The organism is Flavobacterium buctense, assembly GCF_014486695.1.
Classification (GTDB): domain Bacteria; phylum Bacteroidota; class Bacteroidia; order Flavobacteriales; family Flavobacteriaceae; genus Flavobacterium; species Flavobacterium buctense.
In genome coordinates, this window is sequence record NZ_JACTAB010000001.1 from 311,223 (window position 1) to 326,564 (window position 15,342).

The 15,342-nt window shown below is 36.5% G+C and carries 14 protein-coding genes; 8 read left to right on the forward strand and 6 right to left on the reverse strand.

What is annotated here, in order from left to right:
- The first annotated feature begins 96 nt into the window (after positions 1-96).
- Positions 97-1,458, forward strand: coding sequence for a serine hydrolase domain-containing protein (locus tag ICG50_RS01325; RefSeq protein WP_187659110.1), 1,362 nt, complete (start codon positions 97-99; stop codon positions 1,456-1,458).
- A 116-nt stretch (positions 1,459-1,574) separates the two neighbouring features.
- Here ICG50_RS01325 and sufD read toward each other — a convergent pair whose 3' ends face one another.
- Genes sufD through ICG50_RS01345 form a run of 4 tightly spaced genes read right to left on the reverse strand, consistent with a single transcriptional unit; the run spans position 1,575 to position 5,468 of the window.
- Positions 1,575-2,891, reverse strand: a complete 1,317-nt coding sequence (sufD, locus tag ICG50_RS01330; protein ID WP_187659111.1) for a Fe-S cluster assembly protein SufD — start codon at positions 2,889-2,891, stop codon at positions 1,575-1,577.
- A complete protein-coding gene (sufC, locus tag ICG50_RS01335) occupies positions 2,891-3,643 on the reverse strand; it encodes a Fe-S cluster assembly ATPase SufC (RefSeq protein ID WP_187659112.1) in 753 nt (250 codons plus the stop codon). The genes sufD and sufC overlap by 1 nt, the downstream gene beginning before the upstream one ends.
- A 30-nt stretch (positions 3,644-3,673) precedes the next feature.
- Entirely contained in the window at positions 3,674-5,122 is a 1,449-nt protein-coding gene (gene sufB / locus ICG50_RS01340; protein ID WP_187659113.1) for a Fe-S cluster assembly protein SufB, read from the reverse strand.
- 16 nt (positions 5,123-5,138) lie between these two features.
- On the reverse strand, positions 5,139-5,468 hold the full coding sequence (locus ICG50_RS01345; protein ID WP_187659114.1) for a HesB/IscA family protein: 330 nt from the start codon (positions 5,466-5,468) through the stop codon (positions 5,139-5,141).
- 273 nt (positions 5,469-5,741) lie between these two features.
- Between ICG50_RS01345 and ICG50_RS01350 the strand changes: the two genes are divergently transcribed.
- The 7 genes from ICG50_RS01350 (at position 5,742) to ICG50_RS01380 (ending at position 13,884) form a co-directional block, all read left to right on the forward strand.
- Positions 5,742-6,599 (forward strand): MBL fold metallo-hydrolase, encoded by an 858-nt coding sequence (locus tag ICG50_RS01350; protein ID WP_187659115.1) that lies wholly within the window; start codon positions 5,742-5,744, stop codon positions 6,597-6,599.
- A 365-nt stretch (positions 6,600-6,964) separates the two neighbouring features.
- Positions 6,965-8,545 carry a S8 family peptidase gene (locus tag ICG50_RS01355; RefSeq protein WP_187659116.1) on the forward strand — a complete coding sequence of 527 codons (1,581 nt, stop codon included), beginning with the start codon at positions 6,965-6,967 and terminating at the stop codon, positions 8,543-8,545.
- A 42-nt stretch (positions 8,546-8,587) separates the two neighbouring features.
- Positions 8,588-10,477: a M1 family metallopeptidase gene (locus tag ICG50_RS01360; protein WP_187659117.1), complete on the forward strand. Its 1,890-nt coding sequence runs from the start codon at positions 8,588-8,590 to the stop codon at positions 10,475-10,477.
- A gap of 72 nt (positions 10,478-10,549) precedes the next feature.
- Positions 10,550-10,963 carry a hypothetical protein gene (locus ICG50_RS01365; RefSeq protein WP_187659118.1) on the forward strand — a complete coding sequence of 138 codons (414 nt, stop codon included), beginning with the start codon at positions 10,550-10,552 and terminating at the stop codon, positions 10,961-10,963.
- A gap of 16 nt (positions 10,964-10,979) precedes the next feature.
- Entirely contained in the window at positions 10,980-11,354 is a 375-nt protein-coding gene (gene rnpA, locus ICG50_RS01370) for a ribonuclease P protein component (RefSeq protein ID WP_187659119.1), read from the forward strand.
- 78 nt (positions 11,355-11,432) lie between these two features.
- Positions 11,433-13,070, forward strand: a complete 1,638-nt coding sequence (locus ICG50_RS01375) for a S41 family peptidase (protein ID WP_187659120.1) — start codon at positions 11,433-11,435, stop codon at positions 13,068-13,070.
- Position 13,071: 1 nt separating this feature from the next.
- Positions 13,072-13,884, forward strand: a complete 813-nt coding sequence (locus ICG50_RS01380) for an OmpA family protein (RefSeq protein WP_187659121.1) — start codon at positions 13,072-13,074, stop codon at positions 13,882-13,884.
- Here ICG50_RS01380 and ICG50_RS01385 read toward each other — a convergent pair whose 3' ends face one another.
- Both ICG50_RS01385 and ICG50_RS01390 read right to left on the reverse strand, forming a co-directional pair.
- Entirely contained in the window at positions 13,885-14,331 is a 447-nt protein-coding gene (locus ICG50_RS01385) for a GNAT family N-acetyltransferase (RefSeq protein ID WP_187659122.1), read from the reverse strand.
- A 5-nt stretch (positions 14,332-14,336) separates the two neighbouring features.
- Complete coding sequence (locus tag ICG50_RS01390; protein ID WP_187659123.1) at positions 14,337-15,308, reverse strand: DUF4837 family protein; 972 nt, start codon at positions 15,306-15,308, stop codon at positions 14,337-14,339.
- Positions 15,309-15,342: the final 34 nt, after the last annotated feature.

Below are 15,342 nucleotides of genomic sequence, written 5' to 3' on the forward strand. Positions count from 1 at the left end.
TTTTGTGTTCATTAAACCCTATAGCTAATCTAAGAAATAGAGGCGTAAATAACTTATATGGTTGAAATTTTATAAATTGCTTCCAAATTAATTTCCATGAAAAAATTCCTCAAAATATTCGTTGTTTTGTTGTTGATTGCCTTGGTTTATCTCCGCATTGAAAATTATCCGCAACTTGATTTGATTTCAGGTTTTTCGGCTAAAAGCGTAGCTTCCGGTCATTTTATTGATGGCAGAAGTATAGAAACCATTCAGAAAGGGGACAATGATATTGACAAAGTCGATTGGGCCACCAATGAAATAGATGAAAACGGAAAATTGGCGGTTTCTAAAGTCTATGGTTTAAAAACCCGCAAAGCCATTTACCGTGAAGGATTGGGCGCAACATTAATTAATGATGATTTTGATGTCACCAAACCTTACAATACTCCGAAGCGAACTTTTTTAAAGAACAATTTGCCTTATCCTTATGGAAACAATAATCCGGTAGACACTGTTTTTGCTAGTGTTGATTATTACAAATTGCAAAAAGCGGTAGAAGCTGCTTTTGATAAAGCAGGAGAAAAGAACAAACGAACACGTTCGGTGGTTGTATTGTATAAAGACCACTTGGTTGCCGAAAAATATGCGCCCGGTTTTACGGCTACTTCTAAAATTTTAGGTTGGTCGATGACTAAAAGTTTAACCGCCACTTATTTCGGAATTCTTCAAAAACAGGGCAAAATCGACATCATGAAACCGGCACCGATTGCTGAGTGGAAAAATGACTCACGCTCCAAAATCACCATTAATGATTTATTGCACATGAATTCCGGTTTGGAATGGGAAGAAAGCTATTCTAAAATTTCCGATGCCACAAAAATGCTTTTTATTGCTGAAGATATGACCAAACCTCAAATCGACAAACCTTTGGTTGGTCAACCGAACAACAGTTGGAATTACTCTTCGGGAACGACTAATTTACTTTCCGGCATTTTGCGAAAACAATTCAAAACCCATCAGGAGTATTTAGATTTTTGGTATAGCAGTTTGTTGGATAAAATTGGGATGAATTCTGCCATAGTGGAAGTCGATATGGCCGGAAATTTTGTGGGTTCTTCCTATGGTTGGGCAACAACGCGTGATTGGGCGAAGTTTGGTTTGCTTTATTTAAATGAAGGAAACTGGAATGGGGAACAAATTTTTGATCCGAGTTGGGCTAAATATGTAGCCACACCAACCAATAGTTCTAACGGTCTTTACGGCGGTCATTTTTGGCTAAACGCCAATGGTAAATATCCTGACGTTCCGAGAGATTTATACCATTGCAGCGGTTTTCAAGGGCAAATGGTGTTTATCATCCCGTCGATGGATTTGGTAGTAGTTCGAATGGGATTGAGTGAAGACTTTGACAGTAATGCGTTTTTGAGAGAGATTATTGGGAGTTTGAAAAAAGACAACAAGAACTCAAAAGGCTAATACTCTAGCCCCGATTGCAGAGAAATTAAAAAGTCCCGAGTTTATCGGGACTTTTTAATTGTAACGAAAAGCGGGAACACGGACTCCAAAAATGCCCAAGCCATTCGCTCCTAATTTTATAAATCGAATCCTAAATTCACGCCCAATTTCGTGGCGATGATTTTGGTGATGCGTTTTTTCAATTCCGGGATTTTGATGCTTTCAATGACTTCGTTGGAGAAGGCGTACATCAATAAAGCTTTGGCTTCTTTCTTCGGAATACCGCGGGATTGCATGTAGAACATGGCGGTTTCGTCTAATTGTCCAATCGTACAACCGTGGGAACATTTTACGTCATCGGCAAAGATTTCCAATTGCGGTTTGGCGTTGATGGTAGCTTTGTCGCCTAACAAAATGTTGTTATTTTGTTGGAACGCATCGGTTTTTTGCGCTTCTTTTTCCACGTAGATTTTACCGTTGAAAACGCCTGTTGAACTTCCGGCCAAAATGGTTTTGTAGTTCTGGTGGCTTTCGCAATTGGGCGTCGCGTGATTGACCAAAGTGTAATGATCAACATGTTGCTTGTCGCCAATAATGGTAATACCTTTTAAGGTTGAATCGATTCTTTCGCCAAAGTGGTAGAAATTCAGGTTATTTCTCGTGATGTTGCCACCAAAAGAAAACGTATGTACCGAAACTCTGCTTTCTTGTTTTTGAGAAATATAAGTGTTGTCAATCAGGTTGGCTGATTGTAAGTCGTTTTGAATTTTATAGTAATCAACGATGGCGCGTTTTTGGGCGAAAATCTCGGTAACCGAATTAGTCAGCACCGGATTTTCGTTTAAGCATTGGTGTCTTTCAATGATTTGAACGTGTGCATTTTCTCCAACAATGACCAAATTTCTAGGTTGAACCATTAGGGCATTTTCAACGCCTGTTGAGAAATAAATGATTTCGATTGGCTTTTCCACCACTTTGCTTTTCGGGATGTTGATGTACGCACCTTCATTGGCGAAAGCCGTATTCAACGTTGTCAAACTTTCGTCTTTACTGGCAATTTTATTGAAATACTCATCGATAATCATTTTGTATTTCGGTTTGTTTAAAGCGGATGACATCAAGCAAACATCCAAACCGTCATGTGTAGTTGCCGATAAAAACGAAGCAAATTTTCCATCTACAAAAATCACTTTGTGCGTGTCGATTTCGTGTAAGAAGTATTTTTTTACCTCAGCAAATTCAATCGCATTTTCGTGTTTTGGGAATACGGAATAGTCATTTTTTAAGATGGCATTCAGCGAAGTATATTTCCAAGCTTCCTCTTTTTTGGTTGGAAACCCTTTATTTTCAAAGTTTTTTATGGCGGAAGTACGCACATCGTGCAATTCCGAATGAACATCAATATGTTCTTCGAAAGCCATGAAAGACGAGATTAATTTTTCTTTCAATTCCATTATGCTTCTTGCTCTTGTTTAATCCAATCGTATCCTTTTTCTTCAAGTTCAAGCGCTAATGAAGCGTCGCCTGATTTTACAATTTTTCCGTCCATTAAAACGTGAACAAAATCAGGTATGATATAATCTAACAAACGTTGGTAGTGCGTGATTACCAAAACAGCGTTGTTTTCGTTTTTAAGCTTATTTACTCCGTTGGCAACAATTCTCAACGCATCGATGTCCAAACCAGAATCGGTTTCGTCAAGGATGGCTAATTTGGGTTCCAACATCGCCATTTGGAAAATCTCGTTACGTTTCTTTTCTCCACCCGAAAAACCTTCGTTTAGCGAACGCGATAAAAATTTGCGGTCGATTTCTAATAATTCTGATTTCTCACGGATTAGTTTCAGCATTTCGTTCGCCGGCATTTCCTCTTTACCGTTGGCTTTGCGGCTTTCGTTGATGGCGGTTTTCATAAAATTCGTCACTGAAACGCCAGGAATTTCTACCGGATATTGGAACGATAAGAAAACGCCTTTGTGCGCTCTTTCTTCGGGAGCTAATTCTGAAATATCTTCGCCTTCCAAAAGGATTTCACCTTCGGTTACGTTGTAATTTTCATTTCCGGCAATGATAGACGAAAGCGTACTTTTTCCGGCACCGTTTGGTCCCATGATGGCGTGTACTTCTCCGGCATTCACCGTTAGGTTGATTCCTTTTAAAATCTCTTTATCTTCAACACTTGCGTGTAAGTTTGTTATTTGTAACATTTTTGAAATGTGTTTTATTCTGATTTATGATTATCCTACTGAACCTTCTAACGAAATCTCCAATAACTTTTGAGCTTCCACCGCAAACTCCATCGGCAACTTATTCAATACATCTTTGCTGAAACCGTTTACGATTAACGCAATGGCTTTTTCGGTTGGGATTCCGCGTTGATTACAATAGAACACTTGGTCTTCACCGATTTTGGAAGTCGTGGCTTCGTGCTCAATTTTGGCTGAAGAATTTTTACTTTCGATATAAGGAAAGGTATGCGCGCCACAATTATTCCCCATTAACAACGAGTCACATTGTGAGAAGTTACGAGCGTTATCAGCTCTGGCACCAATTTGCACCAAACCTCTGTAGCTGTTTTGTGATTTTCCGGCAGAAATACCTTTGGAAATGATGGTTGATCTGGTGTTTTTACCCAAATGAATCATCTTGGTTCCGGTATCGGCTTGTTGGAAATTATTGGTTACGGCGATTGAATAAAATTCGCCTATAGAATTGTCGCCTTTCAAAATCACAGACGGATATTTCCAAGTGATGGCTGATCCGGTTTCGACTTGTGTCCACGAAATTTTTGCGTTTTTCTCGCAGAAACCTCTTTTGGTTACAAAGTTGAAAACACCGCCTTTGCCTTCTTTGTTCCCGGGATACCAGTTTTGAACAGTCGAATATTTGATTTCGGCATTGTCTAAAGCAATGAGTTCTACAACCGCTGCGTGTAATTGATTTTCGTCGCGACTTGGCGCAGTACAACCTTCTAGGTACGAAACATAACTGCCTTCATCGGCAATCAACAATGTTCTTTCGAATTGACCGGTTCCGGCTTGGTTGATACGGAAATACGTGGATAATTCCATTGGACAACGAACGCCTTTTGGAATATAACAGAATGAACCATCGGAGAAAACCGCTGAGTTTAAAGCAGCATAAAAGTTATCTTTTTGCGGTACAACTGTACCTAAATATTTTTGAACCAAATCCGGATATTCGCGAATCGCTTCAGAAATACTCATGAAAATGATGCCTTTTTCGGCTAAAGTCTTTTTGAAAGTTGTGGCTACAGAAACTGAATCGACTACAATATCCATTGCGATATTGTTCATTTTTTTCTGTTCGTCTAAGGAAATTCCCAGCTTTTTGTACATCGCTAAAAGTTCAGGATCTACATCGTCTAAGGTTTTATTTGGATCCGCTTTTTTAGGTGCTGAATAATATGAAATCGCTTGAAAATCGGGTTTTTCGTAATTCACATTCGCCCAATCCGGTTCTATCATTTCCTGCCAAGCGCGAAACGCTTCAATGCGCCAATCAGTCATCCATTGCGGTTCTTCTTTTTTCAAAGAAATAGCACGAACGATGTCTTCGTTGAGCCCAATAGGAAACGTCTCCGACTCTAATTCAGTATAGAAGCCGTATTCGTATTCTTTATTTTCGAGTTCAACTTTTAAGTCGTCTTCGGTATATTTTGCCATTTTGTTTGTTTAATTTTTAAAGCGAAAAACTTTCGCCACATCCGCAAGTCCTTGATGCATTCGGATTGTTGAATACAAATCCTTTTCCGTTCAATCCGCCTGAAAACTCTAAAACAGTTCCGGCTAAGTATAAAAATGATTTTTTTTCAACGGCAATTTTAACATGGTTGTCTTCAAAAACCTTGTCGTTTTCACCCAATTCTTTGTCAAATTTTAATTCATAGGACAAACCGGAGCAACCGCCACTTTTTACGCCTACTCGAACATAATCTTGGGCTGCGTCGAAACCGTCATCTTTCATCATATCGATGATTTTTTTGCTCGCTGTATCGGAAACTTTAATCATGGTTATTTTGATTTTGTCTAAATAAAAGGCAAAGTTAACACAAATATCTTTTTTTTCTGCATAATGAGGCATTTTTATAACTAATTTAAGAATAGAAAAAAATGATTTTGGAGAATTGAAAGCGTTGGATTTTTAGTAATTTGCAAACCATTTTACAAGATTAACCGAAGAAAATTCAACAAATGAAATAGTCTTTGAACCATTAGACAAATAAACTAGGTTTTCGTTCTAAAGACTATCACATATGACCAATTAAAAAAAATAAATCTTCATATGAAACTATATCCCATAGAAGCAGGAAATTTTAAACTCGATGGCGGCGCAATGTTTGGCGTAGTGCCAAAAACAATTTGGTCCAAAACCAATCCGGCAGACGAGAATAATTTAATTGACATTGCGGCAAGATGCCTATTGATTGAAGACGGCAACCGGCTGATTTTGATTGACACCGGAATGGGCAACAAGCAATCCGACAAATTTTTTGGGTATTATTCCCTTTGGGGAAGCCATTCACTTGATGGTTCTTTGGCTAAATATGGTTTCCATCGCGATGATGTTACCGATGTTTTTATGACCCATTTGCACTTTGACCATTGTGGCGGAAGTGTCAATTGGAACAAAGACAAAACCGATTATGAAGTCGCTTTCAAAAATGCGAAATTTTGGACGAATGACAACCATTGGGAATGGGCAACTAAACCTAATCTTCGAGAAAAAGCCTCTTTTCTTTCGGAAAATATTTTACCGATGCAGGAAAGCGGGCAATTAAATTTCATCAAAAGACCGGTTGGTGATTTTGGACATTCAAACGAATTAGGATTTGGAATTTTTTACGTTGATGGACATACCGAAAAAATGATGATTCCGCATATTCAATACCAAGACAAAACGATTGTTTTTTGTGCAGATTTGATTCCGACTGCCGGTCATTTACCCTTACCTTATGTTATGGGTTACGATACGAGACCATTGTTGACTATGCCGGAAAAGTCAAAGTTTCTTCAAGCCGCTGCCGCAAACAATTACTTTCTTTGGTTAGAACACGATGCTCATAACCAAATCATTACGGTGGAAAACACCGAAAAAGGGATTCGTTTAAAAGAAGTGTTCCAAGTGGAAACCGTTTTGTAATCAAATCATTTTAACGAAATAAAAGCCTTTGGTTTAGTATGATGATATTGAGTCAATCATTGTTGGCTCAAACTTCTTCCGTTTTTTTACTTTAAAATAATTTATCTATGACTATTTTTCTTTTGAAGCCGCCTAGACCACGCCGATAAAGGAATTATCAAAATAGTAGCTATTCAGAAATTCACTAAAATTGAAAGGGTTAAAATATTTTTACTCAAGACTTTTTATATTTTTGAATAGCTATAAAATTTTAAGCTGTTCTTTTGGGCTTGATGTTTGAACCGATACTAAATTATTGTTAATCCCTTTTTTGTTGGTGTAAAAGAAATTATTTTTACTGCTTGTAAACAATCAAATGATTTAAAATGAGAACTTTAACACACTTGTTTTTATTATCGGCTACTTTATCAATGACTGCCCAACAAGTAGCACCGACAAAATCTTATAAAAATTCACCATTAACGGAAGACCAAGAAAAGCGTTGGAGTCATCTTGATTTAGAGAAAGATTCTATTCCGGGGATGAGTGTAGATAAAGCTTACGCTGAGCTTTTAAATACCAAAAAAGGCAATAAAGTGATTGTCGGCGTCATTGATTCAGGTGTTGATATTAGTCATCCAGATTTGAAATCCGTGATTTGGACCAATAAAAAGGAAATTCCCAGAAATGGCAAAGACGATGACAAAAACGGGTATACTGACGATGTTAATGGTTGGAATTTTTTAGGCAATTCGAATAATGAAACTTTAGAGTTGGTTCGTTATTTAAGAAAGGGTGACGATGGTTCTGAAATGTATAAAAAAGCACAAAAAGAATATGAAGCTGAATACCAAAAAGTCTTTCCTGAAAAAGAAACGGTTGATTTATTGGTAGAGGCTGATAAAATAGTTAAAGCGCATTTAAAAAAAGACAAATACACTGTTGATGATTTGAACAATATCTCTTCTATTAAATATGAACTATACAAGAGCAAAAAAATTATGTTGTCTTATGCGGATTATGCGGGGGAAAAATTTCACCAAAGTTTGGAAGAATACAAAGAGTATGTTTACGACAGACTAAACTATAATTTGAACAAAGAATTCGATGGTAGAAAACCGGTAGGCGACAATCCAGAAGATTTTAATGATAAAAAATATGGCAACAATGTGGTTTATTCTAAAGAAAGAAAAGACTCCTCTCACGGGACGCATGTTGCCGGAATTATTGCCCAGGTAAGAAACAATGGAATCGGAGGCGATGGCGTGGCCACCAATGTTGAAATTATGCCAATTCGCGCTGTACCCAATGGAGATGAATACGATAAAGATATCGCATTAGCCATTCGATATGCCGTTGACAATGGTGCCAAAGTCATTAATGGAAGTTTTGGAAAAGACTACTCTCCACATAAAGAATGGATTTGGGAAGCTATGAAATATGCCGAAAGCAAAGATGTTTTAATCGTTCTCGCGGCAGGAAATGACGGAAAAAATGTAGATGTTGAACCCAATTATCCTGAAGATACTGCAGATAAAAAAAATGAATTGGTCAACAATGTGATTAAAGTTGGTGCTGTCAATTACAATTACGGAGAAAATGTTGTTGCTGATTTTTCAAACTTTGGCTCTGATAATGTAGATGTTTTAGCACCAGGTGTTAGAGTATATGCCACGGTGGAAGATCATGATTTTAAATACCAACAAGGCACTTCTATGGCATCACCAAATGTGGCCGGAGTTGCAGCCTTAATTCGTTCTCATTATCCTAATTTAAAGGCAAAACAAGTAAAGCATATCATAATGCAATCAGGAACGCCAATAGATTTTGAGGTTTATGTTGGAGAAAATAAAGAAAAAATGCCTTTTTCAAAAGCAAGTGTTTCGGGTAAGATTGTAAATGCTTACAATGCCTTGAAAATGGCCGAAGAACTATCAAAAGAAATTCCGAAAGAACCAAAATTATAATTGTATCGGGAAGTTTAAACTTTCCCAATTTTTTTAGAAAGCATGACAAACAAACTTTTTTCTATTGCCGTTTTACTATTCACCTCAACAATCATTGCCCAAACAGATAGTTATTGGCAACAAAAAGTTGATTACAAAATGGAGGTTTCCATGGATGTTAAAACCTATCAATACAAAGGACAGCAAGAATTACTTTATACTAATAATTCAAAAGACACTTTAAGAAGCGTTTACTACCATTTATTTAACAATGCGTTTCAACCGGGAAGCGAAATGGATGCTCGCCTACAAACCATTCCCGACCCGGATAGAAGAATGGTTCATAAAGTCAAAACCGCTGATGGAAAAGAAATCAAGGAAAGCCGACTCAAGTCTTTAAAACCAAGTGAGATGGGCTTTTTAAAAATATCGAATTTTAAACAAGACGGTGTTTTAGCCTCAACCAAAGAAGTAGGAACCATTTTAGAAGTCGATTTAGCGCAACCGCTTTTGCCAGGAAAATCCACTTTATTAACCTTAGATTTTGAAGGACAAATACCAATTCAAATAAGACGTTCCGGCAGAAATAACATCGAAGGTGTTGAACTTTCAATGGCACAATGGTATCCGAAAATGGCCGAATTTGATTTTGAAGGTTGGCATGCTGATCCCTATATTGCAAGAGAATTTCACAGTGTTTGGGGTAATTTCGATGTCAAAATTACAATCGATAGAGACTATATTTTAGGAGGAACGGGGTTTTTGCAAAACAAAAACGAAATTGGTTACGGCTATCAAGACAATGGCGTTGTGGTTAATATCCCGAAGAAACAAAAAACACTAACTTGGCACTTCTTAGCACCAAACGTATTAGATTTTACTTGGGCAGCCGATAAAAATTACCTTCATGATGTAGTGAAAACAGATTTCGGTACCACTTTACATTTCTTGTATAAAAACAATCCGAAAATCATTGACACTTGGAAAAAAGCACAACCGAAGACAGTACAGTTAATGGACTTTTACAACAAAACCGTAGGTAAATATCCATACGACCAATACTCTGTGATCCAAGGCGGCGATGGAGGTATGGAGTATGCCATGTGTACGCTGGTTTTAGGCGAAGGTACACTTGATGGCTTGGTGAATAGTGTGATTTCTCACGAAATGGCCCATTCTTGGTTCCAACATGTTTTGGCCTCTAATGAAAGTAAACATCCGTGGATGGACGAAGGTGGCGCGTCATTCTTAGAAGATTTAGGGGTAAACGAAATTGCAGAAACTAAAACTAAAAACCCATTTTCAGGAGCTTACAAAAGTTACCTGGATTTGGCCAATTCCGGTTTAGAAGAACCGCTATCCACTCATGGTGATCGTTTTAGTTATAATAAGGTTTACAGTACTTGTTCGTATTATAAAGGCGAGTTGTTTTGGACGCAATTAATTTATTTGATTGGTGAAGAAAACACCATGAAAACATTAAAACGTTATTACGAAGATTTCAAATTCAAACACCCAACACCTAATGATCTTAAGCGAACTGCGGAAAGAGTTTCGGGCGCCAATTTAGATTGGTATTTAACCGAATGGACACAAACCACCAACAAGATTGATTATGGCATCAAAGAGGTTAACGAAAACAACGATTCAACAACAGTCACTTTAGAAAGAATTGGTAGAATTCCTATGCCAATGGATATTTTGGTAGACTATACCGATGGTAGTCAAGAAAGTTTTTACATCCCGTTGCGGATGATGAGTTTTGAAAAAGAAAACCCAAATCAAAATCTTAAAAGATCTACACTTGCTGATTGGGCATGGGCTTTTCCAACTTATAACTTATCCATCAAAAAACCCAAAAACAGCATTAAAAAAATCACTATTGATCCTAGCGGCTTAATGGCCGATGTGAAAAAGGAAAACAACACCATGATTTTTTTGAATAGAAATTAATCCGAAAGCGTCTCCATGGAGGCGCTTTTTTTTGGAATAGAATTTGTAGATTTACCACAAATATTTTTCACCATGAAGAACTTAAAAATTCTATTGCTTTTGATGGCTTTTGGCTTTGGTTTTCAAAAAAGTTATGCCCAACCCATACGATTTAAATCGAGCAGCGTTAGTTTTACCGATAAAAAAAATGACGGCACTTGGAACGAATGGTCCGATTTTGTTGAAGCCAATGTTTTAATCACTTTAGATCCTAAAAAAGATTTGATTCTCATCAATTCTGCCGAAGTGCAATCCTTTAAAATCAAAGCTTATGGAGAAATTGAAGACAATGATGAGGTAAACATTGTTCCCTTTGAGTGTGTTGACAACCGGTATTCCAACTGCAAAATATTAATCATTACCAAGAAAAAAGAAAGCAACAGAATGCAGATTTACATCAATTACAACGAAGTAAAATTTGTTTACAACATCTACAATTCCAATTAATTTACCTCCAAACAAAATGGATTTCTCTTATCCAAAAGCTGAAAAACTCAAAAGCAAAACCATTATAGATTTATTGTTCTCCGAAGGAAATTCAGTGGGCAAATATCCTTTGCGTTTGGTGTATGTCGCTCATGATTTCGAAGAAGATGTTCCGCTGAAAATGGGGGTTTCTGTATCCAAAAAACACTTCAAAAAAGCCGTTGACCGTAATTATTACAAACGGGTACTTCGGGAATGTTACCGACAAAACAAAGCTCAATTAATCGCCTCTTTGGACAAAAAATACTGCTTTATGTTCTTCTATCAAACCAGTGATAAATTATCTTATCAGGAAATCGAAGAGAAAACGAAACAGCTTTTCGAAAAATTTGGAAAGACCATCCAAGAATAAAAAAATGTTAACAGATAACCTATCCGTTTTTGTTTGAAGTAATTTAGTATATTCGTTATCCCAATAAATCAAAGCGTTATGTTTTTATCATTCAAAAAAAGATATATTATCCCAACAATATTAAGTGTTTTTCTATTTGTTGGCGTAAGTTTTAAAGACGATTTCTTCGAAATTTCTAAACAAATAGAAATCTTTACCACGCTTTTCAAAACCATCAATCAAAACTATGTCGACGAAACCAATCCGGCTGAATTAATGGACAAAGCCATCAAAAGTATGTTGGCCGATTTAGATCCTTACACCAATTATTTCAACGAACAAGATGTTATCAAATTCAAAATCAATAATACCGGAGAATATACCGGAATTGGTGCATTAATTACCCGAAAGGAAGATAAACTAATCATCAAAGAACCTTATAAAGGTTTTCCTGCTGACAAAGCCGGATTGAAAGCGGGCGATGAAATCATTCAAATTGGAGATGTGCTGTTAGCCGATTTTAAAGACGATGCTTCACAATTGTTGAAAGGTGCCAAAAATACCAAAGTTGACATTAAATATATCCGACAAGGCAAACCGCTAACTACACAATTAATTTTAGACGAAGTAGAAGTAAAAGCCGTTCCTTTTTATGGAAAAGTAGATGATAAAACCGGTTATATTGTCTTGTCACAATTCAACAAAAAAGCCTTTCTGGAAACCAAAGAAGCCTTGGAAAAATTAAAAGCCGATGGCGCAACCCAAATCATCTTGGATTTACGTGGCAATCCGGGTGGCTTGTTACATGAAGCGGTAAATATTTGTAATTTATTTGTGCCAAAGGGCGAAATCATAGTAACTACCAAATCGAAAAACGAGAAATACAACAACACTTATAAAACCACTCGCGAACCTATAGATACCGAAATTCCTTTGGTCGTAATTGTTGATGGGAAAAGTGCTTCGGCTTCTGAAATTGTTTCCGGTGCTTTGCAAGATTTAGACCGTGCCGTAATTGTAGGCAGCCGAAGTTTCGGAAAAGGATTGGTACAACGTCCGATTGATATGACATACGGAACGCAAGTAAAAGTTACGATTTCAAGATATTACACTCCGTCAGGAAGATGCATCCAGGCTTTAAATTACAATAAAAAAGACAAAAGCGGTAAGGCAACAAGGACTGAAGAGAAAAACTTTAATGCTTTCAAAACCAAAAAAGGCAGACCGGTTTTTGATGGCGGTGGCGTTTTACCTGATGTAGAAATCGAGGAAACTAAAACGAGTGCAATTGCAGACGCTCTTCAAAAAAATGACGGTATTTTTAATTACGTAACTCATTATTACTATAAAAACCCAACCCTAGGAGATAAAATCCCAACCATTACTGATGCTGATTTTTTAGATTTTAAAGCCTTTTTAAAACGTGAAAAAATTGAGTTCAATACCGAAACTGAAATTGCCCTCAAAAATACTTTAGAAAAAGCCAAAAAAGAACAAGTAGATTCAGCCATTAACTCGGAATACCAACAATTATTAACTGCTTTACAAAGAAGTGAAGAAATCCTAATTGACAAAAACCAAAAAGAAATTAAGAATTTGATTCTAGATGAAATCATTAAGCGATATCAATATAAAGAAGGATTGTATCAGTATTATGCCAAAAGCAATTTAGAAATCAAAAAGGCCATAGGCGTGTTGAACAATACTGCAGAATACAACAAGATTTTAAAAATTTAACATGAAACTACTAAAATATTTGCCCCTACTTTTATTTGGTTTTTTAAATGCTCAAGAAGAAGTAGTTCATTCGGTTTATTTTGACTTTGACAAGTTTACATTGAATGAAACTCAAGTTAAAGATGTTATTGATTTTATCAAAAAAACGGATTCCACTCGAATTGAATCTATTCAGATTTTTGGTTACACAGATGATATTGGTAAAGAAGCTTATAATTTTAAACTTTCCACCCAACGCGCTACGGAGATTCAGAATAAATTTATTGAAAACGGAATCAAGAGCAAAATCATTGTCACCATTGAAGGTAAAGGAAGAATTTTGATTGATGATGACATATTGGATAATCTGCCGGAAAAACGCTCTAAAAATCGCCGTGTTGATGTGGTTTTAAACTTAAAGCCATTACCTAAAATTGAAATCCCCGGTTTTTACAATACGATTCAAAAGAAACATATTGTAGGTGATCACATTTACCTCGATAATGTATTATTTGAAAGAGGAAGCAGTAAATTGACCTTTAAATCAAAGACAGAATTAGACAAAATTGCCAAACTTATAATGAAGTACAAAAACCTGCAATTTGAGATTCAAGGTCATGTTTGTTGTACACCACCATACCAAAAAGAAGCGATTGACAAAGACACCAAAAAACGCCAGTTGTCTACCAACAGAGCGCAAACCGTATACAAGTATTTGATTTGGAAAAAAATTCCAAAGGAAAGAATGTCGTTCAAAGGTTATGGCAACACCGTTCCGCTTGGAAAGGGCGCAGAATATGACCGTAGAGTAGAATTGGTGATTTCAAAAGTATAATTACTCCTTCTTCATTTCAATGTGCGGAATGTCATCTTCCAAATACATTTCACTGGTTTGTATAAACCCGTGACTTTCATAAAATTTCTTCAAATACAACTGCGCTGAAATCGTAATTTTTCTCTGATCGAAATGGGTTTTGATGACTTGAATGGCTTCACGCATTAAAATGTGGCCTAATTTTTTGGCCCGCGAATGTTCTTTAACCACCACTCGACCGATAGAGGCTTGCTCAAAATAATCATGCGGTTTGAAAAGTCGGGCATAAGCCACGATTTCTTCATTATCTTCTCCTATCAAGTGCAATGCCTTCTCGTCTTTGCCATCAATGTCCTGATAAACGCAATTTTGCTCCACTATAAAGACTTCTGCTCGCAATTGTAGCAAATCATAAAGCTCTTTAGTCGAAAGTGCTTCAAATCGCTTTATTTTCCATTCTAAATACATGCTTTCTATTTTTTGAATTGAATCGACTTGATGATGGCTTCTAATTCGAACATCAAATCGCGTTTTTCTTTCGATGGTGCATAACAAAAACCTTCCAGCACCAATATTCTTTTATTCTCTTTATCAAAAATAACATAATTGATAAAAGGTCCCGACATGAAGTCGTTTTTCATTTGCCAAGTTCCTTTAGTTTCATAGGCTTTTCTTCCGGCCAAAGTGGTTTTAAAAAAATAGGGCGAATAGGCTTCTTCTGTTACCATCTGAGTTCTGTAAGCCGAGCCGTGAATATATTTTCTACCGATAGAATCTCTAGTTCTTACAATATCATTCACTGCGTTGTTGGGATTAATACCTTTCCAAGGAATTTGGTAGATAATTACACTGGTATTGCCACTAGTAATTTCGCTTTTGAGCCAAATAAAATTCTTTCTTCGCATGACATATTCATATTTCGAAGGAATCAATAAATCGATATTGAATTTGGTTTGAATTTTTTTGGTTTCCAACAAGGAGTCTTTGAATATTTTATGGCTTTGCGCAATTTCGATGGCTCTCATTTTTTGAATGATATCCGGTGCGTTTTCCTCTAAAATTTCTATAATTTCAGCCGTGGTTTTTCCCGAAATATGAACAGCATTTTGTGGAGCTGAAAATTCGTTTTCCTTGATTTCAAATTTAGTTTCATTGCTCTTTTTGATAATGATGATATTTCTGGCGTCTGTTGAAAAACCTTCAAAAAGTTTAACGGGATATTGATTAATGGTGAATAAAGGTTCTTCCTGTGGTAAACCCAAAACTGGAGAAGCAAATTTATTTCGAATGCTGTCGCCTACTTCACCATTCCAAAGCTGGTCATCAATAATTACAGCAATAGTGTTTATTGCGGCCTTTGAATCGACCGGAAACTTGTCCTTTTTAAACGAACAAGAACTCACGACAAACGTGACAAAAAGCCATAAAAAAAGGGTTTTATTCATAATTGAAATAAAACCCAAATTTATAGAAGATTTT